The 26233-nt window shown below is 63.2% G+C and carries 22 protein-coding genes; 9 read left to right on the top strand and 13 right to left on the bottom strand.

Going from position 1 to position 26233, the window contains the following annotated elements; translation table 11 throughout:
• Nucleotides 1-180: 180 nt before the first annotated feature.
• Nucleotides 181-1131, top strand: coding sequence for a transglutaminase family protein (locus tag ACM14_RS08605; protein ID WP_065345925.1), 951 nt, complete (start codon nucleotides 181-183; stop codon nucleotides 1129-1131).
• Between the two features lie 36 nt (nucleotides 1132-1167).
• On the opposite strand, the gene ACM14_RS08600 is transcribed toward ACM14_RS08605, so the two are convergent.
• From ACM14_RS08600 to msrB, 5 genes are all read right to left on the bottom strand, one after another.
• Nucleotides 1168-3327 carry a TonB-dependent siderophore receptor gene (locus ACM14_RS08600; RefSeq protein ID WP_065345924.1) on the bottom strand — a complete coding sequence of 720 codons (2160 nt, stop codon included), beginning with the start codon at nucleotides 3325-3327 and terminating at the stop codon, nucleotides 1168-1170.
• Between the two features lie 364 nt (nucleotides 3328-3691).
• Nucleotides 3692-5059 (bottom strand): chromate efflux transporter, encoded by a 1368-nt coding sequence (chrA, locus tag ACM14_RS08595; RefSeq protein WP_065345923.1) that lies wholly within the window; start codon nucleotides 5057-5059, stop codon nucleotides 3692-3694.
• Nucleotides 5060-5132: 73 nt separating this feature from the next.
• The gene (msrA, locus tag ACM14_RS08590) at nucleotides 5133-5882 is read right to left on the bottom strand and encodes a peptide-methionine (S)-S-oxide reductase MsrA (RefSeq protein WP_065345922.1); all 750 of its coding nucleotides are present in this window, start codon (nucleotides 5880-5882) and stop codon (nucleotides 5133-5135) included.
• Between the two features lie 34 nt (nucleotides 5883-5916).
• A complete protein-coding gene (locus tag ACM14_RS08585; RefSeq protein ID WP_065345921.1) occupies nucleotides 5917-7746 on the bottom strand; it encodes a cytochrome c biogenesis protein DipZ in 1830 nt (609 codons plus the stop codon).
• 16 nt (nucleotides 7747-7762) lie between these two features.
• Nucleotides 7763-8263 (bottom strand): peptide-methionine (R)-S-oxide reductase MsrB, encoded by a 501-nt coding sequence (msrB, locus tag ACM14_RS08580; protein WP_065345920.1) that lies wholly within the window; start codon nucleotides 8261-8263, stop codon nucleotides 7763-7765.
• Nucleotides 8264-8431: 168 nt separating this feature from the next.
• Between msrB and ACM14_RS08575 the strand changes: the two genes are divergently transcribed.
• From ACM14_RS08575 to ACM14_RS32400, 3 genes are all read left to right on the top strand, one after another.
• Complete coding sequence (locus ACM14_RS08575; protein ID WP_012204915.1) at nucleotides 8432-9148, top strand: response regulator transcription factor; 717 nt, start codon at nucleotides 8432-8434, stop codon at nucleotides 9146-9148.
• 1 nt (nucleotide 9149) lies between these two features.
• Nucleotides 9150-10655, top strand: a complete 1506-nt coding sequence (locus tag ACM14_RS08570) for a HAMP domain-containing sensor histidine kinase (RefSeq protein WP_065345919.1) — start codon at nucleotides 9150-9152, stop codon at nucleotides 10653-10655.
• Nucleotides 10656-10743: 88 nt separating this feature from the next.
• The gene (locus ACM14_RS32400) at nucleotides 10744-11112 is read left to right on the top strand and encodes a hypothetical protein (protein WP_254662026.1); all 369 of its coding nucleotides are present in this window, start codon (nucleotides 10744-10746) and stop codon (nucleotides 11110-11112) included.
• 374 nt (nucleotides 11113-11486) lie between these two features.
• Here the strand turns inward: ACM14_RS32400 and ACM14_RS31485 are convergent, their stop codons facing one another.
• Nucleotides 11487-11969: an HAD domain-containing protein gene (locus ACM14_RS31485; protein WP_139093404.1), complete on the bottom strand. Its 483-nt coding sequence runs from the start codon at nucleotides 11967-11969 to the stop codon at nucleotides 11487-11489.
• Nucleotides 11970-12490: 521 nt separating this feature from the next.
• Here ACM14_RS31485 and ACM14_RS08565 point away from each other — a divergent pair.
• On the top strand, nucleotides 12491-12760 hold the full coding sequence (locus ACM14_RS08565; RefSeq protein ID WP_065345918.1) for a helix-turn-helix domain-containing protein: 270 nt from the start codon (nucleotides 12491-12493) through the stop codon (nucleotides 12758-12760).
• 48 nt (nucleotides 12761-12808) lie between these two features.
• Here the strand turns inward: ACM14_RS08565 and ACM14_RS30565 are convergent, their stop codons facing one another.
• Nucleotides 12809-13192, bottom strand: coding sequence for a helix-turn-helix transcriptional regulator (locus ACM14_RS30565; RefSeq protein ID WP_084027340.1), 384 nt, complete (start codon nucleotides 13190-13192; stop codon nucleotides 12809-12811).
• Nucleotides 13193-13420: 228 nt separating this feature from the next.
• Here ACM14_RS30565 and ACM14_RS08560 point away from each other — a divergent pair, with 228 nt between their 5' ends.
• Complete coding sequence (locus tag ACM14_RS08560; RefSeq protein WP_254662024.1) at nucleotides 13421-14770, top strand: MFS transporter; 1350 nt, start codon at nucleotides 13421-13423, stop codon at nucleotides 14768-14770.
• 64 nt (nucleotides 14771-14834) lie between these two features.
• On the opposite strand, the gene ACM14_RS32030 is transcribed toward ACM14_RS08560, so the two are convergent.
• Both ACM14_RS32030 and ACM14_RS08550 read right to left on the bottom strand, forming a co-directional pair.
• Complete coding sequence (locus tag ACM14_RS32030) at nucleotides 14835-15128, bottom strand: YozE family protein (RefSeq protein ID WP_175403256.1); 294 nt, start codon at nucleotides 15126-15128, stop codon at nucleotides 14835-14837.
• 965 nt (nucleotides 15129-16093) lie between these two features.
• On the bottom strand, nucleotides 16094-16282 hold the full coding sequence (locus ACM14_RS08550) for a DUF3606 domain-containing protein (RefSeq protein WP_065345915.1): 189 nt from the start codon (nucleotides 16280-16282) through the stop codon (nucleotides 16094-16096).
• A 356-nt stretch (nucleotides 16283-16638) separates the two neighbouring features.
• Here ACM14_RS08550 and imuA point away from each other — a divergent pair, with 356 nt between their 5' ends.
• From imuA to ACM14_RS08540, 3 genes are read left to right on the top strand one after another with little or no spacing between them, the layout of a single operon-like run.
• The gene (gene imuA, locus ACM14_RS30555; protein ID WP_139093403.1) at nucleotides 16639-17439 is read left to right on the top strand and encodes a translesion DNA synthesis-associated protein ImuA; all 801 of its coding nucleotides are present in this window, start codon (nucleotides 16639-16641) and stop codon (nucleotides 17437-17439) included.
• Entirely contained in the window at nucleotides 17387-18697 is a 1311-nt protein-coding gene (locus tag ACM14_RS08545) for a DNA polymerase Y family protein (RefSeq protein ID WP_065345914.1), read from the top strand. Before imuA ends, ACM14_RS08545 begins: the two co-directional genes overlap by 53 nt.
• Nucleotides 18694-21813, top strand: a complete 3120-nt coding sequence (locus ACM14_RS08540; RefSeq protein ID WP_065345913.1) for an error-prone DNA polymerase — start codon at nucleotides 18694-18696, stop codon at nucleotides 21811-21813. The genes ACM14_RS08545 and ACM14_RS08540 overlap by 4 nt, the downstream gene beginning before the upstream one ends.
• Nucleotides 21814-21826: 13 nt before the next feature.
• Here the strand turns inward: ACM14_RS08540 and gorA are convergent, their stop codons facing one another.
• From gorA to trxA, 4 genes are read right to left on the bottom strand one after another with little or no spacing between them, the layout of a single operon-like run.
• Nucleotides 21827-23182 (bottom strand): glutathione-disulfide reductase, encoded by a 1356-nt coding sequence (gene gorA / locus ACM14_RS08535; RefSeq protein WP_065345912.1) that lies wholly within the window; start codon nucleotides 23180-23182, stop codon nucleotides 21827-21829.
• A gap of 40 nt (nucleotides 23183-23222) precedes the next feature.
• Nucleotides 23223-23993: a thiol:disulfide interchange protein DsbG gene (gene dsbG, locus ACM14_RS08530; RefSeq protein ID WP_065345911.1), complete on the bottom strand. Its 771-nt coding sequence runs from the start codon at nucleotides 23991-23993 to the stop codon at nucleotides 23223-23225.
• Nucleotides 23994-24038: 45 nt separating this feature from the next.
• Complete coding sequence (gene dsbD / locus ACM14_RS08525; protein ID WP_065345910.1) at nucleotides 24039-25844, bottom strand: protein-disulfide reductase DsbD; 1806 nt, start codon at nucleotides 25842-25844, stop codon at nucleotides 24039-24041.
• 47 nt (nucleotides 25845-25891) lie between these two features.
• Entirely contained in the window at nucleotides 25892-26215 is a 324-nt protein-coding gene (trxA, locus tag ACM14_RS08520; protein ID WP_065345909.1) for a thioredoxin, read from the bottom strand.
• Nucleotides 26216-26233 lie beyond the last annotated feature (18 nt).

Here is a 26233-nt window from a genome sequence, read left to right as displayed (position 1 = left end):
GGCATTGCGCCATGCGGGGCGGCGCCGATGTTAGCCGAGTTTGCACCCCAGGCGGGCCTCCCGCCCGGCGCACGCGCTGTCCCTGCCAAGCACTACAGGCTTTTCAGCAGGGGCCTACGGCCTGCGGGCGTGGCTGCCCGCACCATGGTGCCGATCAGACACACCAACCAGGGACAACCAATGGCCAACGCAGCGATCCGGCTGCAGATCCAGGTGGATCTTGCTTATGACATCCGCGATCCGGCCGGGGCCGATTTCGTGTTCAACATCCATGCGGCCCACACCTCGCACCAGACGGTGGAGAACGAGCAACTGGTGCTCAGCCAGCCCGTGGAGCCCGACATTGCCACCGAGCCCGCCACCTCCACCCGCTTCATGCGCCTGCATGCCAACCCAGGCCCGCTGCACCTGACCTACACGGCCACCGTCTGCATCGCGCACCACCGCGAGGATCCGGCGGCGCTGGGCGAGGTTCCGGTGCGCTGCATCCCGCTGGAGGTCCTGCCGTACATCTACCCCAGCCGCTACTGCCAGTCCGACCGGCTGATGCAGCTGGCCTTCCGCAATTTCGGCCAACTGGCGCCGGGCTATTCGCGCGTGCTGGCCATACAGCAGTGGGTGCAGGAGCTGGTGACCTTCGCTTCGGCCACCAGCAACTCGTCCACCTCGGCCGTCGATACCCTGGTGGAGCAGGTGGGCGTGTGCCGCGATTTCACGCACCTGATGATCGCGCTGTGCCGTGCGCTGAACATTCCCGCCCGCATCGCCACCGGCACGGACTACGGCGCCGACCCTGCACTGGGCCCGCCCGATTTCCATGCCTACGTGGAAGCCTACCTGGGCGACAGGTGGTATCTGTTCGATGCATCGGGCACGGCCATTCCCATGGGCTTCATGCGCTTTGGCACGGGCCGTGACGCGGCGGACGTGGCCTTTGCCACCATCTTCGGCAACGTGGTGGCCATGGCCCCCATGATCCAGACACAGGCCCTGGAAGACGAGCACAGCCAACTGCCCCGGCTGTGCAGCGAGGCGCTGTCGACCACCGCGCCTTCGCCCGCCGTGCTGTCGGGCTGCGCATCGTTTGGCAGCACGGCGGACCGAAGGAGCTTCAGGCAGCTGCCTGCCTGAGCTGCCTGCGCTGTGAAAGGCGCGCGGCGGCGGTCCTCAGAAGCGGTGCGTTCCCGTCACCGCAAAGGTGCGCCGCTGGCCGTAGAAGCAGTCGCCGCGTGCCAGGCACTGCGTGATCTGCACCTTGTCGGTCAGGTTGACCACGTTGAAGGCCAGGCGCCATGGGCCGGCGTCATAGGACACCATGGCGTCCAGCAGGGTGGCCGAAGGCGTGTCCACCAGGCTGGTGCCCGTCCACTGCGAACCCGTGTAGCGCACGCCGGCGCCCAGGCTCCAGCCGCCGCGTCCTTCGCTGGCAAAGCGGTGGGTCAGCCAGGCCGATGCCGTGTGGCGCGGCACGCTGGTCACACGCTGGCCCTGGTCGCCGCCATTGCTGCGCGAAATGACGGCGTCGGTGTACGCATAGGCCAGGGTGGCGTCCCAGTGGCGGGCCAGGCTGGCGGTGAGCTCGGCCTCGAAGCCGTTGACCTTGACCTCGCCGATCTGCAGGCTGTTGAGCGGGTTGGCCGGGTCGGTGGTCTTGCGGTTCTTCTCGCGCAGCGTGTAGACGGCGGCAAAGGCCGACAGGCCCTGGCCCGGCGGCTGCCATTTCACGCCGGCTTCCCATTGCTCGCCGCGCTGGGCCTTGTAGGGCGTGCCGTAGACGTTCACGCCGCCCAGCGGCTGGAAGGACTCGGAGTAGCCCAGGTAGGGCGCCCAGCCACCGTCCATCTGGTAGGTGGCGCCTGCGCGCTTGGTCCAGGCCTTCTCGTCCACGGCGGAGGCGGGCCGGCCTTCGGTATCGGTCTGGGCGCTGTCGTGGCGCAGGCCCAGGGTGGCGGTCCAGCGGCCCCACTTGATCTGGTCCTGGGCGTAGAAGCCCAATTGCTTTTGCGACACGCCCGGCTGGCGCACCAGCTGCGAAGCCGTGGGCGGCGTGAAATTGCCGTAGACGGGGTTGTAGACGTCAAACGGCGCGGTCAGGCCGCGCCAGGTGGACTGGCTGGTGCTGTTGCGCTGCGCATCCATGCCGGCCAGCACGGTGTGCTCGGCCGTGCCCCAGCGCAGCCGGCCTTCGAGCTGCGTGTCGATCACCAGCATGCGCCCGCCGTTGACCTGCCAGGAGGCATCGCGGTAGACGCTGCGGTTGTCGGGGTTGAAGACCGGGCGCGCAGGGCGGCCCTGGCCGGGGATGGCGGTGAAGCTGGTGTAGATGGAGCGGTAGTCCACGTCGCTGATGGTGCGCCGCAGGTTCTGGCGCACGGTCCAGTCCGCGTTCAGGCGGTGGCTGAACAGGTAGCCCCAGGATTTGTTCTCTGTGTCGAACGAGTCCCAGCCGGGCTCGCCGATGAAGGTGCTGGTGGGAATCTGGCCGTAGGGGCTGGGCAGGCGCGTGCCCTGCCAGGGGAAGAAGCCGATCAGCGAGCCGCTCTTGTCCTTCTGGTAGAGCGCCTGCAGCGTCAGCGAGGTATCGGCGCTGGGCCTCCACGTCAGGCTGGGCGCGATCACCAGGCGGTCGTCGTTCACATGGTCCACCTGGGTGCCGCTTTCCCGGCCCACGGCCACCAGCCGGTACAGCCACTGGCCGTCTTCGGTGACGGCGCCGGTCAGGTCGGTGGCGATCTGCTTGCGCCCGTAGCTGCCCATCTGCACCTGAACCTCGCGCAGCGCCTCGGCCTGCGGGCGCTTGCTGGTCAGATTGAGCACGCCGCCCACGCTGCCCTGGCCGTAGAGCACGGAAGAGGGGCCGCGCAGGAACTCCACGCGTTCCAGCGTGTAGGGGTCGGGGCGGCTGGTGTTGTAGGTGCCGTAGGTGCGCAGCAGCCCGTCCTGGTACTGGCTCACGCTGCCGCCGCGTGCCGAGAAGCTGTCCACCCGGCTGTCAAAGTAGTTGGACACCACGCCCGCGCTGTAGGCCGTGGTCTGGCGCAGCGTCTGCACGCCCTGCGCCTCGAACTGGTCGCGCGTGACCACGCTGATGGCCTGGGGCGTCTCGATCAGCGGCGTGTCGGTCTTGGTGGCCGAGATGGCGCGCTTTGCGGTGAAGCCCACCACGGCTCCGGTGGGATTTTCCTTCTCGTTGCCTGCGTTCACGGTGACCGGGGCGAGCGTGGCCTCGGGAGCATTTTCAGGCTGGGCCTGCGCGTGGGCGGCGCCGCACAGGGCAAGCAGGGCGGCATGCGCAACTGCCGTGCGCGAGAGTCTTTGGATAAGCATGGTCAATGGTCGAGAGCTGGGAAACCTGTGCCGTGGGGCGTGCTCTGGGTGCGTCGGCGCTGCTGCCGGCCTGGGGCCAGCGGCGCAGCCTGTCATGGCGGGTGCGGATTTTAGAATGGCAATGAGAATGATTGCTTTTTCTTTTTAATTGTGTGTAGCATGCCACGCATTACTCTTGTTTTGATAGCAATGAATGCTTGTGGTGAAAGAGAGAAGAGGTCTTCTATGGACCACCCATGCCGCGTATGGATGTGGTTGCCGGCGGCGGCGGCACTGTGCTAACGATTCTTGCCTCAGCTTGCCAAAAGACCGTTGATTGCTCCGGCCACGGCCACAGTCCCAGGCGGGCCGTGGCGGGTGGTCTCTACACGCCCTGGCGCGCCAGCGTGATCGCCAGGCCGGCCAGCCCCGCGCCGACCACCACGGGGATCACGCCCACCTTCCAGCGCAGCAGCGCGGCCGCCGCTGCCAGGCCCAGCAGTGCGGACGGCCAGTCGAAGGGACCCGCCCATCCCTGGGGCCACAGCACGTGCCAGGCAAAGAACACGGCCAGGTTGGCGATGACGCCCACCACGGCGGCCGTGATGCCCGTCAGCGGCGCGGTGAAGCCCAGCCTGCCATGGGTGGACTCGATGAAGGGGCCGCCCAGCAGGATGAAGGCAAAGGACGGCAAAAAGGTGAAGAAGGTCACGACCAGGGCGGCGGCGGCGCCGGCAGGCAGCAGCGCATCGGGGCCGAACACCTGCGTGCTCCAGCCGCCCAGGAAGCCCACGAAGGACACCACCATGATCAGCGGCCCCGGCGTGGTCTCGCCCAGGGCCAGCCCGTCCATCATCTGCGTGGCCGTGAGCCAGTGGTAGTGGTCCACGGCGCCCTGGTAGAGGTAGGGCAGCACGGCGTAGGCGCCGCCAAAGGTCAGCAGCGCCGCCTTGGTGAAGAACCAGCCCATCTGGGTGAGCGCGCCCTTCCAGCCAAAGGTGGCGGCCAGCAGGCCCAGCGACAGCGCCCACAGCCCCAGGCTGGCCGCCAGCACCTGGCTGAAAAAGCGCCAGCGGAACCGTGCATGGGCCGGTGTGGGCGTGTCATCGTCGATGACGGCCGGGCCGTGGCTGCCCCCGCGCGGGCCGTGCCCGCCCGCAGGGGCGAAGTGGCGCGGCGCCAGCCTGCCCCCCAGGTAGCCCAGTGCGCCGGCCGCCAGCACGATCAGCGGAAACGGCAGCTTCAACGCGAAGATGGCCACGAAGGCCGCCGCGGCAATGCCCCACAGCCAGCCGTTGCGCAGGGTGCGCGAGCCCACGCGCCAGGCCGCCTGCACCACCAGCGCCGTCACGGCCGGTTTGATGCCATAGAAGATGCCGGCAACGGCCGGCACATGGCCGAAGGCCACATAGATCCAGGACAGGGCGATGAGCAGCAGCAGCGAAGGCAGCACGAACAGCCCGCCGGCCACGATGCCGCCCCAGGTGCGGTGCAGCAGCCAGCCGATGTAGGTGGCAAGCTGCTGGGCCTCGGGGCCGGGCAGCAGCATGCAGTAGTTGAGCGCATGCAGGAAGCGCCCCTCCGAGATCCAGCGCCGCCGCTCCACCAGGTCCTCATGCATGATGGCGATCTGCCCGGCCGGCCCGCCAAAGCTGATGCAGCCCAGCTTCAGCCAGTAGCGCAGGGCTTCGGCGCGGGTGGGCGGGAGGGGTGCAGCGGGTGCAGCGGGTGCATCAAGCGAACTGGGAGGCATGCCGCAAATGTCTCATACGGCAGCCGCCGCTGACGCCTGCCGGCACCCGCTCCGCACCTGTGCTGCGCAGACGCTACATCTGCCGGGCGGCCTGCTTGACCAGCTCCGGTTCGGCGCGGTAGCTGCCCGGGAACAGCTGCTTGAGCTGCTCCACCTTGGGCAGGTCGTTGATGACGATGTAGGGATGGCGCGGGTTCTCGGTCATGAAGTCCTGGTGGTAGTTCTCGGCCGGGAAGAAGCTGGGCTTGTCCTCCAGCCGGGTCACGATGGGCTTGCCGAAGACCTTGGCCGCGTCCAGCTGGGCCACGTAGGCCTGGGCGGTCTTGAGCTGCGCGGCGTCGGTGGCGAAGATGGCCGAGCGGTACTGCGTGCCCGTGTCCGGCCCCTGCCGGTTGAGCTGGGTCGGGTCATGGGCCACGGAAAAGTAGATCTGCAGCAGCTGCCCGTAGCTGACCTGGGCCGGGTCATAGGTGACCTCGACCGACTCCGCATGCCCGGTGCGTCCGCTGCTCACCGCCGAATACGAGGCCTGGGCCGCCGTGCCGCCGCTGTAGCCCGAGACGGCGCGCTGCACGCCCTTGACATGCTGGAACACGCCTTGCACGCCCCAGAAGCAGCCGCCCGCAAAGATGGCTTTCTGCGGCCCCTGGCCCGTGGCGGGCGCATCCTGCGCGGGTGGTGGAATGCGCACGGCCTGCTCGGCCGCCTGCAGGTTGCTGCCCTGCCACAGCAGGGCGCCGCCCAGCAGCACGGCGCTGCCGGTCAGCAGTTGGAGAAGGCCGCGGCGGCGGGGTGCGGCGGCGAGGGTGGAATCGTTGGTCATGGTGTCTCTCCGGTGAAAGTGAAGTGGCCAGGGATCAGCCAAAGGTGAAGGCATAGGCGGAGATGCCGGGGTCCAGGAATTCGATGCTGAAGGTGCGCTCGGCTGCGCCGCCGTCCTGGCGCACCAGCTGGTACAGGCGCTGCTCGGTCACGCTGCCGCTGCCGTCGGCGGCCACGTCCATGCCGCGCGAGGCGCCGGGCGCCTTGCCGTCGATCAGCACCTTGAAGCGCACGGGCTTGCCATCGCTGCCCGGGCCCAGCACCAGGTGCAGGTCGCGTGCCTGGAAGCGGTAGGTGATGCGGCCGTTAGCGCCGTCCAGCGTGGCGCTTTCCGGGCCCACCGTCCATTGGCCGCTCAGGCCCCAGGCGTTGAGCGGCAGGCGCTCGGGCGTGGCATAGGCGGTGGCCTGGTTGTGCACGGCGGCAGGCGTGGCGGCAAATTGCTCGGCGCGCTCATAGCCCAGGTAGGTCTCGTGCGAGCGCACGGCTGCCATGTCGGCGGGCTGCTGCACGCCCTTGGCCTGCACGTCGATCAGGCCCTGGTCCACCTGCTTCGATCCGGCTTCCTGCAGCAGTTGCTGGATCACGCGCTCGGACTCGGCATAGCCGCCTTCGCCAAAGTGGTGGTGCCGGATGCGGCCCTGGGCATCGATGAAGTAGTGCGCCGGCCAGTACTGGTTGTTGAAGGCGCGCCAGATCTTGTAGCCGTTGTCCACGGCCACGGGGTAGCTGATGCCCAGGTCCTTGATGGCCTTTTCCACGTTGGACAGCTTGCGCTCGAAGGCGAACTCCGGCGCATGCACGCCCACCACCACCAGGCCCTGGTCGCGGTATTTCTCGGCCCAGGCCTTCACATAGGGCAGGGTGCGCAGGCAGTTGATGCAGGAGTAGGTCCAGAAATCTACCAGCACCACCTTGCCGCGCAGTTGTTCGGCCGTCAGCGGGGTGGAGTTGAGCCAGTCGGTGGCGCCGTCCAGCGCAGGGGCCAGCCCTTCGTCCGGCAGGGCGGCGCGGGACGGGCCGCCGGCCATGCGCATGGCGCCGCCTGCGGCCATCATGGCCGAGCCCGAGCCCTCACCCCTGTCCACGGTGGCCATCATTGCGGGACCGGCCTGCATGGCCATGGCGCCACCCTCGGGCCTGCCGCTCAGGCGGTCCACCAGCCTTTGCTCCAGGCCGCCGGTGGAGGCCGTGGACACTTGCGCCAGCACGCCCGTGTCGAGCCCCAGCGCAATCGCGCCCACGCCGGCCAGCATGGCTGCGCCCAGCCCGCGCCGCACCCATTCGCCCGCACCCAGCATGCGCTTGAGCGCCGCAAACACCTTGCCGCCCAGCAGCAGGGCCGCCGCCATGGAGGTGGCCGCACCGGCCGCATAGGCCAGCAGCAGCAGGCTGGAGGTGGTGTTGGCGCCCTGCAGTGCGGCGCCCGTGAGGATCAGGCCCAGGATGGGGCCCGCGCAGGGCGCCCACAGCAGGCCCGTGGCCACGCCCAGCAGCAGCGAGGCGCCGGGGCGGGCGCCGCCGTCCGTGCCCTGCGCACGCTCGGAAAGGCGCGAGCCCGCCGCCACCAGCGGCCGCGTCAGCCGCTCGGACAGGCCGGGCCACAGCAGGGTCAGCGCAAACACGGCGACCAGGCCCAGGGCCAGCCAGCGGCCGTATTCATTGGCGGCCACCACCCAGCCGCCGCCCACGGCCGCCAGCGAGGCCACCAGGGCGAAGGTCAGCGCCATGCCCGCCAGCAGCGGCAGGCCGCTTTTGGCGAAGGGCTGGTCGGCGCGTGCAAAGACGAAGGGCAGCACCGGCAGGATGCAGGGGCTGACGATGGTCAGCACCCCGCCCAGATAGGCCAGGACGATCAGCAGCATGGCACGGCTCCCGGGTTCAGGCAGGCTGGGGCGTGAACGTCAGCGACAGGCCGTTCATGCAGTAGCGCAGGCCCGTGGGCTTGGGGCCGTCGTCGAAGACATGGCCCAGGTGTCCGCCGCAGCGGCGGCAATGCACCTCGGTGCGCAGCATGCCGTAGGTGCGGTCCTGGCGCGTGGCCACGGCCTTGTCCAGCGGCTGCCAGAAGCTGGGCCAGCCGGTGCCGCTGTCGAACTTGGTCTTGGACGAGAACAGCGGCAGCGTGCAGCCCGCGCAGGCAAAGGTGCCGGCGCGGTGCTCCTTGTTCAGGGGGCTGGTGCCGGCGCGCTCCGTGCCTTCCTTGCGCAGGATCTGGTACTGCTCGGGCGTGAGCCGGGCACGCCACTCGGCGTCGCTGTAGCTCACCTCGAAGATTTCGCTGGAGGCGGCGGCCGGTGCGCGGCGCGGGAACAGGCTGGCCGCCAGCACGGCGGTGGTGCCGGCGCCTGCAGTCCACAGAAGATGGCGTCTGGTGGTCATGGTGTGCTCCTGAAGGTTCTTTGCGTCTGAAAACGATGCGATGCCAGTCAGGTTAGGGCGGCGGCCTCCCGAAGTCTTCACGCAGAGTTCAAAGATTCGTGATAACTCCCGGTCCCGGTATTGCGCACAATGGCAGCCACTCCCGCCACTTCCAGGAAACCGCATCCGATGACCGCCACGCGCCGCGTACTTCTCGTCGAGGACGACGCCCATATCGCCGACCTGCTCACGCTGCACCTGCGCGACGAAGGCCTGGAAGTCATGCACTGCGCGCGTGGCGACGACGGCCTGCGCCAACTGGAGCGCGGCGGCTGGGACGCGCTGGTGCTGGACATCATGCTGCCCGGCGTGGACGGCCTGGAGATCTGCCGCCGCGCCCGCGCCATGGCGCGCTACACGCCCATCATCATCATCAGCGCGCGCTCCAGCGAGGTGCAGCGCATCCTGGGCCTGGAGATCGGCGCCGACGACTACCTGGCCAAGCCGTTTTCCGTGCTGGAGCTGGTGGCGCGTGTCAAGGCGCTGCTGCGCCGCGTGGAGGCGCTGGCCCAGAATGCCCGGCTGGAGTCCGGCAGCCTGACCATCGCCGGCCTGGCCATGGACCCCGTGGCGCGCGATGCCCGGCTTCATGGTGCCCGGCTGGACCTGACCCCGCGCGAGTTCGACCTGCTGTACTTCTTCGCGCGCCAGCCCGGCAAGGTGTTCTCGCGCATGGACCTGCTCAACGCCGTCTGGGGCTACCAGCACGAAGGCTACGAGCACACCGTCAACACCCACATCAACCGCCTGCGCGCCAAGATCGAGGCCGACCCGGCCCAGCCCGCGCGCATCCTCACCGTCTGGGGGCGCGGCTACAAGTTCGCCGAGGCGGGGGAGGGCGCCTGACATGAAGCTGCGCCTGACACTGACCCAGCGCCTGTCCCTGGTCTTTGCCGTGCTGCTGCTGGTGTGCAGCGGCACCTCGGCCTGGATGCAGTTGCGCGCCAGCCGCATGCACGAGCTGGAAGTGGTGCAGGGCCTGTCGCGCGACGTGGCCGAAAGCATTGCGCGCGACGCCCAGCTGACCGACGCCAACGGCCTCATGCCCGGCGCCGTGCGCAGCTTCTTCAACCAGCTCATGCTGGTCAACCCCAGCGTGGAGGTCTACCTGCTGGACGCCGACGGCCGCATTGCAGGCCATGCAGCCCCCGACGGCCGCGTGCGCCGCGAGCGCGTGGACCTGGCGCCCGTGCACCGGCTGCTGGAAGGCGGCACGCTGCCCATCCTGGGGGACGACCCGCGCAGCGTCGAAGGCCGCAAGGTCTTCAGCGCGGCACCGCTGCGCGTCAACGGCAAGGACGTGGGCTTCATCTACGTGGTGCTGCAGGGCGAGGCGCATGACCAGCTGGTGGCGCAGGGCTCCGCCAACTCGGTGCTCAGCACGGCGCTGTGGTCCATCGGCATGGTGGCGCTGCTGTGCCTGGTGGCGGGCCTGGTGGCCTTTGCGCTGATCACGCGGCCGCTGCGCCGGCTCACCGAAGAGGTGGCCGGCTTCGACATCCATGGCGCCCCCCCGGACATGCCGGCCCCCCAGCCCGGCGCCGCACAGGACAGCCGTGACGAGATCGCCGTGCTGGACGCGGCCTACCGCCGCATGGTGGCGCGCATCGGCGAGCAGTGGCGGGCGCTCACGCGCCAGGACCAGGAGCGGCGCGAACTCATCGCCAACGTCTCGCACGACCTGCGCACGCCGCTGTCGTCCCTGCACGGCTACCTGGAAACGCTGCTGCTCAAGGATGCCGTGCTCGACGCCACCGAGCGCCGCCGCTACCTGGGCATTGCCCTGGCCCAGAGCCAGAAGGTGGGCGAGCTGGCGCAAAGCCTGTTCGAGCTGGCACGCCTGGAGTACGGCTTTGTCCAGCCCGAGCCGGAGCCGTTTTCCATGCCCGATCTGGTGCAGGACGTGTTCCAGAAATTCGAGCTGCGTGCCGAGGCGCGCCAGGTGGCGCTGCGGGCCGACTTCCCGCCCCGCCTGCCCGTCGTCCAGGCCGACCTGGGCATGATCGAGCGCGTGCTGGGCAACCTGCTGGACAACGCGCTGCGCCACACGCCCGGCGGCGGCAGCATCCAGGTGGCGCTGGCGGCAGCGGGCAACGCCGTCGAAGTCACCGTGGCCGACACCGGCCCCGGCATCTCGGCCGATCTGCGCGAAGGCCTGTTCGAGCGGCCCTTCACCGTGGGCGGCGCCCGCCGCGGCGGCGGCCTGGGCCTGCGCATCGTCCACCGCATGCTGGAGCTGCACGGCTGCCGCATCGAACTGGTGGACCAGCCGGGGCAGGGGGCGAGCTTCCGGTTCGTGCTGCCCGCGGCCGCGCAGGCAACGGGCGCCGGCGCCCGGCCGCGCCAGGGCTGACGCGGATCGTGGGTTACCCTTGTGCACAGCGCGCCCTCGACGGCGCGGCATGCACAAGATCGTCAACACGCCCCCAAGGACCCACGCCATGTCAACGTCTGCCTCCCCGGTTCATCGCCTGCCTGCATGGGTGCCGCTGCGCTACACCACGTTCTGCCTGAGCCTGGTCGGCAGCGCGGGGCTGCTGGTGGCGGCGCTGGTGTGGGGAGGGCTGTGGTGGTGGCTGGGCTTTGGCGTGTGCGCCGCGCTGGCGCTGCTGGGCGTGCGCGACATGACCCAGGTGCGCCATTCGGTGCTGCGCAACTACCCCATCCTCTGTGGTCAAGATGTTTTTTGTAACATGAGGCTCGTACTGATTACTCAAAAGGTAAACCTAAAGAGTGCGCGAAGGCTACTCCCGGGCTGTGGAGCGGGTGTTGGGGATGCGCTACCTGTGGGTAACGCCGTGAGGCCCTAAGACTGCGTCGAAGTCGTATCGCTGACCAGCAAACCAGGCCGTGGCGTTCGCCAGGATGTCGCGAACATGCTGAATTGATGAGGTCGACGGCGCAGTCGGACCAAGTCCTCGCACTCGACGGATGGCAAGCCTTCTTTGCTGAGCAGCGGCTTGCCACTATCAATGTCGGGTTGACGGGCGCATCTGGTGAGGGACTGCGTGGTGTCATCGAACTTACTTCAGAGTTCGGACGGTACGCGTCCCACCCATAACAACTTTGCCATCTGCTGCCTGAGTCACACGGACCCGGTTAACTTTAAAACATAGTGGAATTGGACAGTTTTTTAGAGAAAATAGCTTGGTAAGAATTTCAGTTCATCAAAGGATTTTTTGGCTTATGGCGTGCTGCCTATCCATGCTTTAATCCTGCTATGCACGTAATCATTTGATATTCCTTCCTCAGCAGGGCAGATGATGAGATTAGTCCATGTATCTTTAAAAAATGCTGGCACGTCATCGAGGATGATGAAGTCCGATATTTTGTTGAGGGATATAAATTCTCGTATCGCTTCCTCGCGGCCCAGGCCAGGTTTTCCGATGGAACCTTCGTACCAATTTTCTATTGGTTTCAAAAGCTCGTGTAGTTCGGTATCGCTCAGAAATAATCGCCAGGAGCTTGATACGACTACCGATATATCCCCATGCCCGTTGAGCAGATTTGCAAGCAGATGAAGATGCTTAAACGTATCTGGCCAACCGAGGAGTATTTGCTTTGGCGTGAGTGGTGGTTTCGCTCCAGCTATCGCCTTTGGTGGGTGTAAAACTCCGTCGATATCTAGGAAAATGATTCTCCGCTTTAGCCGAGGATTTGGGGTCATTAAGCTCTCCTCGTTGCCTGTAGTTATTTTACTGATTGCTGGGCTCTGAGAGACGAGAGGGCCTTTAGAGCTGCTTCAATATATGTTCCTCCGCTTTCTCTAATGGTCGCGATTTCGCAAAAGCAAGTTCTGTCGATGACGGTGAATTTCGCGTTGTGCCTTTGTGCGTCGATGAGAACGTAGTAAGCCAGGCTGTCGAGAAAAGAGCCTGGGACGACCGTAGGGAGGTCCTGGCCGTCTGGGCCGAAGAAGAGAGCGAGTTCGTTGCTTGCACTGTCAAACATCGCGAACCGTCCGGGTCCGCACTCAACGTAGGGCAGCCCGCTGGACTTGACGTAAGCAAGTTCTAACGTTGCGAGGGCGCTTGCGGCAGGCGTGGCTGAGCCACCCAGGGAGGTGCAAGATTCCATGAGTAAATAAGTAACTGTTAATACATCAAAATAGTGTACACGTTTTTGGTGTAATCCTAAAACGTGTGCACGCTGGGCGCCCCTTAACTGTTAGACGCCGGACACCAGCGCATGCCTTTGCACACAACAGAGCACGAGTTCTTACTTGTCTTGCTTCGTGAGCGTCGAGCAAAGTCTGGAATGTCGCAAGTTGAGCTTGCAGAGCGTCTGGGAGTCACGCAGCAGTACGTCAGCAAGGTCGAGGGGGGGCAGCGCCGCCTTGATGTATTCGAGTTTTACCGGTGGTGCGAAGGTCTTGGGGTGAGCAGCCGAGAGGTCTACGAGGAGTTCAGCACTACTCTGGATGGACGCCGCACACTGAGGGATAGCTGGGATACCTGAGAAAGTTGCGCAGGGGTCTTAATAGCTATGGCTTGCTTTGTTCGCAGCCTAGTTAGCGTCGGGCGTCTCGACCGAGCCCTTGGAGCTTTGTATAGTCGACGAGGTGGCTGAACGCTTCGCCGTCTGGATGTTGGAGACGTCTGAGGGTGAGTTTTTACTTGCTGTCCTGCGCCCTGTCGCTCGCATTCGCTGCTCTGCGCGTGCAGTGAGCGTGAGAGGGTTGACTGTCGCAACCGGAGCCACGGTGTCCAACCAGGTCTCGCGCCCGAGAGCGCGGACGACACTCAGAAGCGTTTTTACGGTTGTACCGGCTCCGCCCTCAAGATTGCGCAAGGCGCGCACGCTTACGCCTGAACGAGCTGCAAGCGTCTTCTGGTCCAGGTTCTTATTCAATCGCACCCGCTTGAGCTTCTCGCCCAAGTCGACTTCCATCTCTTCAACGGTTCGAGTTACTAACATCTCTTGCTCCGTAACTGCCCTCAATCTGCCGCCTATCCCGTGAAATCCGAGATAAGTGCCCTTTTTGGGTGTTTTATTGTGCACCATGCCTTGGTCAAGCTGAAAGCTGCACGAAGGGTAGCTTAGCGATTCCTCCGCGGACATCCGTCGCTTAGATGCCCGTAACGCCTGAGCTGGTGGGGTAGCGTCTGCTGACGCTTCGTGGCGACGAAACTGGCAACCTGCCCGAGCGTCGGCGAAACGTTCGCTATAGACTTCGGCGCACCTTTCTCTCGAATTTGCCAGCTGGGCGACTGCCATGCCTTGGCATTCCCCATCATGCACACTCGTTCCCCGGTCCGAGGCATTGCAGCGTTGACCTTCGCGCTGACCTTGAGCCAGTTTTTCCGGTCATGTTTGGCCGTCATGGCGCCCGAGGTCCAACGCGACCTGCAGCTTTCGCAGGCAGGCTTTGGCATGCTGTCGTCGTGCTACTTCGTGGCCTTCGGCGTCGCACAGATACCTGTGGGCATTGCGTTCGACAAGTACGGAGTCGGTGCGCCCACGCGGATTCTTCTTGCTCTTGGCATTGCTTCGGCAGGCCTCTTTGCCCTTGCTCCCAACGGGTCGACCGCAATGCTTGCCCAGGTCGGTATGGGCTTGGCATGTGCGCCTGTCTTCATGGGATTGATGCACTATGCCTCTGAGGCACTGCCGCCTCACAAATTTGCTACCTCCGTCAGCCGCGCCAACGCTGCAGGCATGGTCGGTGCCTTATGTGCAACAGCTCCGCTTGGATGGGCAGTTCATGAGTTCGGATGGAGGCCGCCCATCTTCATTGCAGGCGTGTTGATGGCTGTAGCCTGCCACCTCGTCGCAACCCACGTTAAGGATGCCGGGCACGCCGATGCGCAGGAGGATGGCAGTGCTGCGATGCTTGCTTCGAGCGCACGCCTGCTGTTCGTCCCGGCAATGTGGACCTTAATTCCCATGTGTATTGCCTTGGCCGCAGGTACAACGTTCCGGAATGCGTGGGGAGGGCCGTACCTGGCAGATGTGTTCGGTATGCCTGCCGGAAGTCGCGGAGTTGCTTTGGCGGTGCTGAGCCTTGCGGCTTTGCTCGCGGCGATGGCGTTGCCTTGGTTCGTTCACCGCTTTTCCCTGCGCCAGACCGTGCTGGCCTGGGCTGCAGCTGCTCTGGTTGCAGGTAGCGCCTTGGCACTGATACCGAGCGTGGGCTTGTTCTTGGATGTGCCTCTAATGGCGGTGCTCGGCACCATCGGGGTTTTGCATCCATTGGTGATGGCCCATGGACGACTGCTGTTGGCTCCTGAGGTGCGCGGCCGTGGTCTGGGAATGCTCAATACGTTCGTTTTCTTGGGCTCAGGCGCCGCTGCTTGGGTGTTCGGACTTGTCGCTGATGCCAGCCTTGCGGCAGGCAGCTCGCCCTCCGCGGCCTACACCCGGATTTTTGCTCTAGCATCGGCCATGGTGCTCGTGGGCATCGTGGCCTACGCAGTCAGTCCGTCGCTAGCTCAGGGGGCAGCCTCACGACTCAAGTCTGCTTCCTGAGCGAGAAACACCTCATCCCGTTGGCAGAGATATGGTGCTTCGTAGTTCGGCAGGCGGAGGCTGATTAGGCTTTGCGCTTCTGACTGGCCTCAAACTGCCGCCAAGCCTGCTTCATCGCCTTAATTGCCGCCTCTGTAGCGAAGCGAGAGTTCAGGTAGGAGACGGCTTCGTCAGCTGACTGAACATTCACTGGGAATTTTGTGTCTCCTAGGACATCGGCTGCCAGGTCACCGACCGGAGAATCCTTGCCTTTGCGGCGTTCGAGCCAACGGTGGAATGTGCTCCGCGAGTTCTGAAAAATCACAGTCTCTCGGCGGGCTTCGTCCTCAAGCATGTTGTGAGCATTGGCAGGGCGCATGCGGGCTCTCCCGTTGGAAGGGAGATGCCATCGCGTCAAGGCCTCGAGTGCGCGTCCGAGTGTTTCCCTACGGTCATGCTTTTCGAAGAAGTGCTCCGGTGCCACGAACTCGTCGCAGCTGCGGCAGTAGAAGCGAGTCAGGTCGGCCTCGTGCTGGTCACCATGAAGGTACTGGCGATTTCTGCTTCCGACCACGACAGTTGGTGGCTCTGGGGTTGGGGGAGTAAGGGGTACGGGTGGAGCTGATGTCGCCCCCGTAGCCGCGGCTTTGCAGTGCTTGTGCATCAGTGACCAATTTGCATAGCCGTGCTTATTGGCCAAGCGGTCCTGAGCTTCGTACAAAGGGATGGACTCTTTGCGTTCAAGCCTTCTTGCTGCACGCCGCAGCTGTTCAAGACGAGCAAGAGTGAGAGGGGCAGCCATGGTTTAACTCCAGGGTCACCATAGAACGACGCGCCCACACATCGAGCCGTAGTGACCACAGGTCAAAACCAGGACTCAAAGAAGAAATTACGCTGTCGCGAACGACTTAGCCAGTGTGGGCGGGCGAGCCTGCGGAATGCTCATCCTATGAGTGTAGCCCTTGCTGAACCATCACAGCAAGTGGCTATACGACAGAGCTCATCCGTGATGAAAGGAGTCACTGCAATGGGAATATGGGCACACTGCAGTGCCCCCATGGCCTGGACCGAGGAAGTCAGACCTTCCCTCTCTGCCCTATTTGACGGTCTGCGTCAGCGCCTGGGCTGCCTGAGTGCTCTTTCCCGGCATCGGGCGCCACCTCTTCCAATCGCTTGATATGACCACTGCTGCCCAGCGGGTCATCGGCTTGGTTGGGTGGAAGTTCAGCCCCTGGACCTGCATCACGCATATTGCCTCCGTGGCCCAGCTTCTGCTCGATGTCGCTTGCCTCAGCTGCTCGCGACGTCTCGGTGGTAGTCGGCTTCATCGGTGAACTCACTCCATCATTTGTCGGTGGACTGCTTCAGGTGCTGCTCAACCGCCGCTGAACTCGTTCCCACTGCTTTCACCGCCGCCTTCAGCTGCTCCGGGGTCACGTTGAACTTCTTCGACCAGTCGCGCAGTTCGTAGTCTTCGTTCACATCGATGCGCGTGCGGTCTTGACCGCCGGTCTTGGTCTTGTCGTCAGACATATCGCTCTCCTAAGGCACGGGGCCCAATGCCACGCTGGAGTCGATGGTCGGTCTCATGCGTTCAGGGCAAGGCCAGTGTGGTCCCAAAGCGGCTGCCAGCCTGTTCCGACATGTGTGTTCCGAGGGGCAGTGACGTTTCAAAAACAGGGTAGCACTAGCACAGAGCCCCAGTGGTATGCCAGCTCATACAGCTGGTTCTTGGTGCCTGTTTGGCGCGTTATGAGGAGATTTTCTAGGATTAGATGCAGGCTTGACGCTAATAAATTCCTGAGATGTAACGGTGGTGGATGTGACGTCTTCCTTGCAGACAATGGTGCGCGCTTCGTGATACTGTATAAAAAAACAGTTCCCCAGCCATGCCCACCCTACCAAACTACGCTCAAGACGATGCTGCTGGCCGCAATGCTGCTTCCCTGCGTGCGTTGGTCCAGTCTTCCGGCCTCTCCCAGGTGGTCTGGTGCGGCAACGAGCTGGGTTCGCAGATTGTGGAGACGGTGTCTTCCGGGTGGCCCGAGTTGGACAAGGAGCTACCCGGTAGTGGGTGGCCGCGCCGCTCGGTCACCGAAGTGCTGACAGCCCAGCCTTCAGTTGTTGAGTGGCGGTTGCTTGCACCAGGTTTGCGCCCCATCATCGAAGCAGGTGGCCAGGTCGTTGTCATCGGACCGCCGCGCAATCCACACCTCCCTGGCCTGACCCATATGGGTCTGAACGACAGGCAGCTGGTGTGGATTAAGGCTGATGTCCCGTCTGAGCGGCTTTGGACCACCGAGCAGCTCATCAAGTCCAATTCTGCGGGGGCCATCATTGCGTGGTTGCCGAAAGCCCGACCCGACCAGTTGCGTCGACTCCAGGTGTGCTCTCAGGGCTGCGAAGCACCAGTTTTCTTGTGCCGTCCGGAGGCGGCACAGCACGAGTCGTCTGCTGCACCACTACGCGTGCAGGCATCAGCCGGTCTGGACTGGGAACTGAACGTGCAAATCCTGAAGCGCCGGGGCCCGCAGCAGGAACACTCCATGGTGCTTGCATCTGTGCCAGGTGGGCTTGCATCGGTCCTGACCCCAAGACTGCGCCGCCCGAGTTCACTCATCACTCCAGAGGTTCCCCATGTTGTGGGTCGCCCTGCTACTGCCTTCCGGCCCGCACACGTCGCCGCTTGATGACCAACTGCGTGGACTCTCGATGTATGCGCTGCAGTTTTCGCCGCGCACGGCCATTGTTGAGAACGCGGTAGTCGTCGAGCTGGAAGCGAGCGTTCGTTTGTTCCGTGGCAAGCGGGCCCTGCGAGACCGCATCGCTGCAGAGGTTCCCGCGTTGGGGGTTGAGCAGATAGCTTGGTCCTCCACCAGTCTGGCCGCATTGGCATGTGCTCGGGGTGGGCATGAAAACGGCATCAAGGGCGCGTTGACGACCCTTCTGGACCCACTGCCGATGGAGACATTGGCTGCGGTGAAGCCGCACCTGACAACGTTGACGCAATTGGGCTGCCGAACGCTTGGCGATGTCAGGGCATTGCCACGGGGCGGGATAAGCCGGCGTTTCGACAAGCAGCTTCTGACAGCGCTAGACCAGGCGTATGGGTTGCGCCCGGAAGCCCACAACTGGGTTGAAGCGCCGGAGGTTTTCAAAGCCCGTCTTGAACTCATGTCTCGTGTCGATTCCGCTCCGGCGCTTTTGTTCGGGGCCCGCCGACTGATGCTTCAAATGTGCGGATGGCTTGCTGCCAGAAATGCGGGTACGACCTCGTTCTGTCTGCGCTGGGTCCACGATGCCATGCGAGCACGCGACGCTGGAGACGGCGGCGAACTGACTGTGCGAACTGCAGAGCCCATGCGCGATGTGGAGCATCTATGCCGCCTGCTTGCTGAGCACCTCGCAAAAGTTGAGCTCGCTGCCCCCGCGGGCGACCTTGAGCTGGAAGCCTTGGATGTGCATCCTTTGGAAGAGCTCAGCCGGTCGTTACTGCCCGACCCGGTCCAGTCCGGTGAATCTCTCACACTGGTGCTCGAGCGAGTCGCCGCGCGGCTTGGCGCGGAGAAGGTCGTACGTCCTGTCGTTGTGGAAGACCACCGGCTGGAGTGGATGGCACAGTGGCAGCCCGCTCCCGAGCCACTTCCCAGGAAACGTGCACGCAGCAGCCGCTTCCCGCAGCCCAGCTTCATCCTGTCAGAACCATTGCGCTTGTCGATGCGCGGGGATAGGCCGATGTATCAGGGTGTGCTGCAGCTGCTTGCTGGGCCACACCGCGTCGAAGGCGGATGGTGGCAGAGGCTTGATAACGGCGGGGAGGAATACACAGGCAATGTCGCACGCGATTACTGGGTGGCTCAAAGTCCACATTGCGGCGTGCTTTGGGTCTTTCAGCAGCGGCTGGCCGGGGACCAGACCGCGTGGTACCTCCATGGAGCTTTCGCATGAGCAACAGCATCGATACGCGCGCGGGCATCCCGGCGTATGCAGAGCTGCGGGCTCTCAGCAATTTTTCTTTCCTCAAGGGAGCAAGCTGGCCGGAAGAGCTTGTGGAGAGAGCCAAGGCCCTTGGCTACAGCGCGATTGCGGTGTGCGATGAATGCTCTATGGCAGGGGCGGTTCGGGCCCATGTGGCCAGCAAAGAGCATGACTTGAAAGTGCTGCATGGAAGTCAGTTCCAGGTGGCTTGTGACGCTCCGTTCACTCTGGTCGTTATCGCCCGAAACATCGACGGATACGGCAATCTCTGCGAGTTCATCACCGCATTGCGGCGCAGCGCCGAAAAGGGCACTTACCGGCTGGAACTCGACGCCATTGAGCCATCGTCCCTCGAGGACTGCGTTGTGCTCGTCTCGCCCGACCGCGAATCGACCGACGCCCAGTTGGAGACCATTGCACGATGGCTGCTCAACAGCTTCATCGGTCGGTGCTGGCTGGCTGTGGAAATGCAGCGTGTGCTGGATGACGAGATGTGGCTGTATCGCATGCGTCTGGTGAGCGAACTGACAGCGATTCCGCTGGTCGCGTCGGGTGACGTCCGAATGCATCTTCGGTCACGCAAGATGCTCCACGATGTGATGACAGCGGCTCGGGTCGGACGCCCGCTCACTGACTGTGGCCTTGACCTCGAGCTCAACAGTGAGCAGCACATGCGCAGCCGTGTTTTGTTGGCACAGCGCTTCCCGGAAGACCTGCTCAACGAGACGTTACGCGTCGCGGAGCGCTGCACCTTTTCGCTCGATGAGCTGCGATACCAGTACCCCTCGGAGGTGGTGCCGGAGGGGCAGACCCCGGCGAGTTATCTGCGGCAACTCACATACGACGGCGCTGGCCGCCGTTGGCCAGGCGGCATGCCTGCGAAGGTCCAAGCCCAGATAGAACATGAGCTCGAGCTCATATGCGAGTTGAACTACGAGCACTACTTTCTGACGGTGGCAGACATCGTACGGTTCGCACAGTCTCAGGGCATCTTGTGCCAAGGCCGCGGGAGCGCTGCAAACAGCGTGGTCTGCTACTGCATAGGCGTGACGGAAGTGGACCCTGCTCGGATGAGCGTCCTCTTCGAGCGCTTCATCTCCCGCGAACGAAATGAGCCACCGGACATCGACGTCGATTTCGAGCACCAAAGGCGTGAAGAGGTTATTCAGTACCTGTATCGGAAGTACGGAAGAGACCGAGCCGCCCTGACCGCAGTCGTCATCAAGTACCGGGCGAAGATGGCCTTCAAGGATGTTGGTAAGGCTCTGGGCATACCGCTCGAGCAACTGGAAGCGCTAGCGTCAAACCTCGCCTGGTGGGATGGCAGCGAGGTCCTGGAGCAACGGGTTGCAGAGTCCGGCTTGGACCCCTCCAAGCTCGTGGTGCAGCAACTGATGAAGCTGACTTCCCAGCTCATCGGCATGCCCCGGCATATGAGCCAACACCCTGGCGGTTTCGTGCTCACGAAAGGGCCACTCAAGCGGCTCGTTCCCATCGAAAACGCATCGATGGAAGACAGGACCATATGCGAATGGGACAAAGATGACCTCGATGCGCTGGGGTTGCTGAAAGTGGATGTGCTGGCGTTGGGGATGCTGTCCGCTATACGGCGCTCCCTCGAGTTCGTCAGCATGCGAAAAGGCTACGCTTTCTCCATGCAGGACATCCCTGCGGAGGACCGCGCGACGTACCAGATGATTTCGCGGGCAGACACGGTGGGTGTGTTCCAAATCGAGTCGCGGGCGCAGATGTCTATGCTGCCCAGACTTAAACCGCAGTGCTTCTACGACCTGGTCATCGAAGTTGCGATAGTCCGGCCAGGCCCGATACAGGGCAACATGGTCCATCCGTACCTGAACAGGCGGCAGGGGAAGGAGCCTGTGGAGTACCCCAGCGATGCGCTGAAGGAAGCGCTCGGCCGGACCCTTGGGGTTCCCATTTTTCAGGAACAAGTCATGCAGGTAGCAATTCTGGCTGCAGGCTTCACCGCGGGCGAAGCAGACCAACTGCGAAGGTCGATGGCCGCTTGGAAGCGCAAGGGAGGGCTCCAGCAGTACTACGACAAGATAGTCACAGGCATGACGTCCCGAGGGTACGAGCGCGCCTTCGCGCATCAGATTTTTGAGCAAATCAAGGGCTTCTCCGAGTACGGGTTCCCTGAGAGCCACGCGGCCAGTTTCGCGCTGCTCGTGTATGCCAGCTGCTGGCTTAAAAAGCATCATCCTGCCGAGTTCCTCGCAGCTCTTCTTAACTCCCAGCCGTTGGGTTTCTATTCGCCGTCACAGCTTGTGCAAGACGCTCAACGACATGACGTGCAGGTGCGTGCGGTGGACGTGATGTACAGCGACTGGGACTGCACCCTTGAGGACCTTCCGGACCCTCCCGCCGTGCGACTGGGCCTTCGCCTCATAGATGGTTTCAAGGAAGCATCGGCCGCGCGCATCACGGCAGAGCGGGCACGGGGTCCGTTCGATGACCCAGAGGACTTGGCGCACAGGGCGAAGTTGGAACAACACGAGATGAAGTTGCTTGCGGGCGCTGATGCACTGCGAAGCCTCTCTGGCCATCGTCGCCAACAGGTTTGGCAAGCTTCGGCGTTGCGACGTGCGCCCGAGCTCCTGCAGGGGGCCCCGGTCGATGAAGACTTCCTTGAGCTGCCCGCTGCCCTTGAAGGCGAAGAGGTCGTCCACGACTACAACACCCTCGGTCTCACGCTGCGCAGCCATCCGATGCTGCTGTTGCGGCCCGAACTCGAAAAGCACCGCTTGGCCCGGGCCTCGGACCTTGACCGGGTACGTGCAGGGCAGATGGTTCGCTACGCCGGCATCGTCACGGTCCGTCAGCAGCCCGAGACAGCAAAGGGGACGGTGTTCATCTCGCTTGAAGATGAGACCGGCAATGTGCAAGTCATCGTCTGGCCACACCTCAAAGAGCGGCACCGAGCTGAAGTGCTGCGTTCAAAGTTGCTTGCGGTGTATGGGCGATGGCAACGCGAGGGCGATGTGAAGAACCTCATCGCTTTCAAGCTCAAAGACCTGTCGCACCTGCTGGGTGGGCTGTCCACGACCTCCCGCGACTTTCACTAAGAGAGGGGCGCGGTTAGCCGCGCAGCGTGACGATTTCTTCTGCGACAGTGGGATGCAAGGCGACTGTGTTGCGGAAGTCGCTCCACTTGGCGTTGGCAGTTAGGGCCACTCCAACCAACTGAACCATCTCGGCCACACCATCACCCAAGAGGTGTATGCCGACGACCCGGTCTGTGGGGCCGTCCACCAGGACCTTGATGAACACCTGGTCCTGAGAGCCAGCAAACGCCGGCCCCATTGCACGGAACTTGGATTTGAGGACACGCAGCTCGGGATACTTCTCTCGCGCGGCTTTCTCCGTGAGACCCACCACCCCAATCTCGGGCGTGGTGAAGACGGCGGTCGGCACCAGGTCGTAGTTCAATGGAGGCACGTCCAAACCGCCATAGAGGCGGTCGGCAAGCGCATGCCCTTCGCGGATTGCGACTGGTGTGAGGTTCATTCGGTTGGTGACGTCCCCGATGGCGTAGATGGACTCGACACTGGTACGCCCGAATGGGTCCACCATGATGGCGCCGTCAGCGCTGGTCTCCATGCCCACCGAATCGAGCCCCAGCCCTTCGGTTTTGGGCCGGCGACCTGTGCACAGGACGACCGCATCGACTTCCAGCATCTCTCCGTTGGATGCGGTGACCTTAAGCCCACCTGCCTGGAGTTCAATGCGCCGAACTTCCTGCCCATGCTGTATGCGGACATTACGTCGTGCGAGATGCTCGGACAACAGCGATGCAAGGTCTTCGTCAAAGCCTCGCAGCAAAGAAGGTCCGCGGACATATTGGGTTACCTGGCTTCCCAGCCCTGCAAAGATTCCAGCGAATTCCACGGCGATGTATCCACCGCCAACGATGAGCACCCGCTTGGGCTGCTCTGAGAGATGGAACAGCTGGTCGGAGGTGATGGCCAGTTCGTTTCCGGGGAAAGCCGGCACGTCAGGGCGTCCTCCTGTAGCCACCAGAATGGTGTTTGCTGTCGCGAGGCGATTACTCGAATGCAGCTTCACCGTGTGCGGGCCAACGATTTCGGCATGCTCAGAGAGTGTCTCTACGCCCGAGCCTTGGAGGTTGCGCTCGTACAGGCCTTCCAGCCGCTGGATTTCGACGTCCTTGTGGCCAATCAGGCGGCCCCATTGGAATTCGGGTTGTCCGGGGAGGGTCCAACCATAGGCCGCTCCCGAGGTGAACTGGTCAGCGTACCGACTGGCGTAGACCATCAGCTTCTTCGGAACACAGCCTCGGTTCACACAAGTGCCGCCAAAGTTCGCACTTTCTGCAATGGCTACGCGCGCACCGTGTTGAGCGGCGATGCGAGCGGCGCGCACACCGCCTGAGCCTCCTCCGATGACGAAGAGGTCGAAGTCTTTTTTATCCATGTCACTGTTCCTGTTTCGGTGGTGGCCAGGGCCGTCCGGTTCATTGGGGTCCGAAGACCTGCTGCATTTGTGCCCCTTGCGGGAAGCCGCTCAGCATTTCCACGGCACCCTGGGGTCCGCGATAGACAAGTGCTGGCGTACCTCTGAAGCCCAGCTCAGACATCAGCGTGACGTTTTCCCGCAGCACTTGCTTGGTCTCGTTAGAGATGGTTTTGAGGGCAGCGATGCCGCCCTTGTCGAAGTCACGTTCGTTCTGTTGAAGTGCTTCTTGCGGTTTCGGCGACGTGAGAATGGCCGCGGCCTTGGCTTCGCTGTCTGCACGGATAACGCCGACTAGGAGATGGCGCAGCTGAACCTTGCCGGATGACACCCAGGGACGGGCTGCAGCGGACAGCCGGTGGCACCAGGGACAGTTCGGGTCAGTGATGACGTAGATGACGCGCGGTGCATCCGCCTTGCCGTCCTGAATCCAGCGAGAGGACTCGAGACGCTTCAAGGCAAGCTCGCCTGCAGGTTTGCGCACGAGCTCATCAATGGCTTTCGTGTCCATCGGCTCGCCTGCTGCGGTGATGCGTGTGCCGACGATGGCATTGCCGTCCTTGCCGACATACACCGCTATCGGCTCCTGCCCTGCCAGCCCTGCGAAACCACGCAGTTCTCCGTTGACTTTGAATTCCTTGAGGCCGCTGACACCATTGGCTTCGATGGCGTTGAGAACGGGGGGGCGTGCCTGAGGGCCTGTAAAACTCCAGGCGGTGGAGGCGGCTGCAATGGCTCCGCATATCAGTGCGGAAATGACGTACTTTTTCATTTGAATTTGAAACCTTGTTGTTGGAACTCGATGTGCGCCAGCTGGTCAGGCGCCGGCTTCATCCAGCGCCTCGAGAAGCTGCTGTTCAGTCAGCTCTCCAATGAGCCGCTGTGCACGCCGTTCTTTTCCGTCGGGTCCTACCAAAAGCATGGTGGGAGGTCCCTGAACACCCCAGCGTTGCAGGAGCTCCTTGGAGGTTGCGTCATTGGCGGTGACGTCAGGCCTGAGCACTTGGAGCTGTGAAAGCCGTTCGACGACCTTGGGTGCCCTCAGGGCGTTCTTTTCGTTGACGTGGCAACTGATGCACCAGTCGGCATAGAAGTCGATGAGAGTCCATTGGCCTTGGGCGCTCGCCGCCGCCAGATGCCGGTCCACATCCGATATGCTTTGTGCGGCAATGAACCTCATTCCGGGCGCTGGGACGGCCGTTTGAGCGCCCAATTGGCTCAAGGGTGTAGCCAGCGACTGGGAGCCCATCGACGCTCCAATGAGCACCAAAAGTCCCCAGATGCCAGACAGCATGCCCAGAGAGCGAAGCATGCCCAACGCCCTCCCGTCCAGGGTGGGTGCGCTTGACGCCCAGCCAAACAGGCCCACGGCGGTGGCGACCAGCAAGCTCCCCCAGAGGGCCATACCAATGGACTCTGACAAGAAGCGCGACAGCATCAGAATTGCCATCCCCAGCATGACGTAGCCGAACGCTGTGCGAACGCGCTCCATCCATGGACCCGGCTTTGGCAACAGGCGGGCTCCGAAGCTTGCAATCAGAACCAAGGGCACACCCATGCCGATGCCCAACATGAACAAGGCGATGCCCCCCGTGGCAGCACTGCCGCTTTGGCCAACGTAAAGCATGGCGCCGGCAAGGGGCGCAGTCATGCAAGGTCCGACCAACAAGGCCGACAAGACCCCTAAGACCATGGCTCCAGGCAGGCTGCCGCCTTTCTGCCCTTGGCCCGCTGTATTCAACCGCTGTTGAACAACTGCGGGCATACGGAGCTCGAAGGCTCCGAACAGCGATATGGCCAGGACGACGAACAATGCGGCAAATGCAGAAAGCAGCCACGGCGTTTGCAAGGCAGCCTGGAGATTGGCTCCCAGCAAGCCAGCCAGCACGCCCATACCGGCATATACGGCGGCCATCGACACGGTGTATGTGCAGGCCAGTGCAAGAGCCCGTCGAGCCGACGCACCGCCAATCACGATGGTCGAGACGATGGGAATCATCGGCAGGCTGCAAGGGGTGAAGGCCAGGAGCAAGCCGAAGCCTAAGAAGACGGCTGCGCTGACGATGGGGTTCAGTGAGGTGAGCTTTTCAGCAGCCTCCTGCTCTTCGCTGAGCCTCGTGGGCGCGCTCTTTATTTTCGCTACGCTGTTATTGGCGGAAGGCGTAGCCGTCGAAGTATGGTCAGCCAAGGCCACCGTGGCCACTTGGGGTGGGTAGCAGATACCCGATGTGGCGCAGCCCTGCCAGTGGATGGTGACCTCTTGCGCAGCCGTGTTGACGAAGCCGATGCTTATCGATGGTGACTTGTAAACCTCGGTCTTTCCAAAGAACTCATCTTCATGAATCACCCCTGCCGGCAACTGCAGCTCGACCGGATTTCCGGCAGCATCCTCGGCCTTCAAGGAAGTCCGGTAGATGTAGTGGTTGGATGCGATATTCCCGGTTACCGTGGGCTTGGAGCCCACGGTTTGCACTGGCGTCAATGTGAATACATGCTCGGCGCTAAGCGGTTCTGGCGCACGCGATTGATGCGGCCAGCTTGACCAGTTGCTTGCGATTGACCCTGTGGTTCCCACCAGAAGCAGCAGTGAAAGCAGTGCGCTACGCAGCACCGAAATGCTCATGTGTTTTCCTTTGCTTAGGGCGGTTTGCAAGACGAGCTACTGTTGGATTACTTCAAGAACTCCATGAGCTGCCGCTCAAGGGTCTGTTTCGGCATCGCACCGCTGAACTGCTTGGCGACCTGACCGCCTTTGAACACCAGCAGCGCAGGGATTCCACGGATTTGGAAAGCTGCTGCCAGCTGAGGGTTCTCATCAACATTCACCTTGTAGACCGCCAGCTTGTCTTCGTTTTCAGCCGCCACTTCGTCCAGTACAGGGGCCAGCATTCGACAAGGGCCACACCAGGCAGCCCAGAAGTCGACGAGCACAGGTTTTTCAGATGCCAGAACGTCCTGAGCGAACGTGGCAGCGGTGGTTTGCTTTGCAGACATGGTTGTTCCTTCTGTTTA

Source organism: Delftia sp. JD2 (assembly GCF_001682645.1).
Taxonomy (GTDB): Bacteria; Pseudomonadota; Gammaproteobacteria; order Burkholderiales; family Burkholderiaceae_C; genus Comamonas; species Comamonas acidovorans.
The sequence above is the reverse complement of the archived record's forward strand: the minus strand, read 5'-3'. Positions and strand labels throughout refer to the sequence as shown.

Excerpts from the sequence above, each read along its gene's own strand:
- dsbG (WP_065345911.1), bottom strand. The coding sequence starts at position 23,993 with ATGAAAAAGTACGTCATTTCCGCACTGATATGCGGAGCCATTGCAGCC.
- ACM14_RS08550 (WP_065345915.1), bottom strand. The coding sequence starts at position 16,282 with ATGTCTGACGACAAGACCAAGACCGGCGGTCAAGACCGCACGCGCATC.
- trxA (WP_065345909.1), bottom strand. The coding sequence starts at position 26,215 with ATGTCTGCAAAGCAAACCACCGCTGCCACGTTCGCTCAGGACGTTCTG.
- ACM14_RS08585 (WP_065345921.1), bottom strand. The coding sequence starts at position 7,746 with ATGCTGCTGATCGTCCTGGCCTATCTGGGCGGGGTGCTGACCATCGTC.
- ACM14_RS08565 (WP_065345918.1), top strand. The coding sequence starts at position 12,491 with ATGCCTTTGCACACAACAGAGCACGAGTTCTTACTTGTCTTGCTTCGT.
- ACM14_RS08545 (WP_065345914.1), top strand. The coding sequence starts at position 17,387 with ATGTTGTGGGTCGCCCTGCTACTGCCTTCCGGCCCGCACACGTCGCCG.
- ACM14_RS30565 (WP_084027340.1), bottom strand. The coding sequence starts at position 13,192 with ATGGAAGTCGACTTGGGCGAGAAGCTCAAGCGGGTGCGATTGAATAAG.
- ACM14_RS08575 (WP_012204915.1), top strand. The coding sequence starts at position 8,432 with ATGACCGCCACGCGCCGCGTACTTCTCGTCGAGGACGACGCCCATATC.
- dsbD (WP_065345910.1), bottom strand. The coding sequence starts at position 25,844 with ATGAGCATTTCGGTGCTGCGTAGCGCACTGCTTTCACTGCTGCTTCTG.
- ACM14_RS31485 (WP_139093404.1), bottom strand. The coding sequence starts at position 11,969 with ATGACCCCAAATCCTCGGCTAAAGCGGAGAATCATTTTCCTAGATATC.
- msrB (WP_065345920.1), bottom strand. The coding sequence starts at position 8,263 with ATGACCACCAGACGCCATCTTCTGTGGACTGCAGGCGCCGGCACCACC.
- ACM14_RS08570 (WP_065345919.1), top strand. The coding sequence starts at position 9,150 with ATGAAGCTGCGCCTGACACTGACCCAGCGCCTGTCCCTGGTCTTTGCC.
- ACM14_RS08600 (WP_065345924.1), bottom strand. The coding sequence starts at position 3,327 with ATGCTTATCCAAAGACTCTCGCGCACGGCAGTTGCGCATGCCGCCCTG.
- msrA (WP_065345922.1), bottom strand. The coding sequence starts at position 5,882 with ATGACCAACGATTCCACCCTCGCCGCCGCACCCCGCCGCCGCGGCCTT.
- imuA (WP_139093403.1), top strand. The coding sequence starts at position 16,639 with ATGCCCACCCTACCAAACTACGCTCAAGACGATGCTGCTGGCCGCAAT.
- ACM14_RS08540 (WP_065345913.1), top strand. The coding sequence starts at position 18,694 with ATGAGCAACAGCATCGATACGCGCGCGGGCATCCCGGCGTATGCAGAG.
- chrA (WP_065345923.1), bottom strand. The coding sequence starts at position 5,059 with ATGCCTCCCAGTTCGCTTGATGCACCCGCTGCACCCGCTGCACCCCTC.
- ACM14_RS08605 (WP_065345925.1), top strand. The coding sequence starts at position 181 with ATGGCCAACGCAGCGATCCGGCTGCAGATCCAGGTGGATCTTGCTTAT.
- gorA (WP_065345912.1), bottom strand. The coding sequence starts at position 23,182 with ATGGATAAAAAAGACTTCGACCTCTTCGTCATCGGAGGAGGCTCAGGC.
- ACM14_RS32030 (WP_175403256.1), bottom strand. The coding sequence starts at position 15,128 with ATGCGCCCTGCCAATGCTCACAACATGCTTGAGGACGAAGCCCGCCGA.
- ACM14_RS32400 (WP_254662026.1), top strand. The coding sequence starts at position 10,744 with ATGTCAACGTCTGCCTCCCCGGTTCATCGCCTGCCTGCATGGGTGCCG.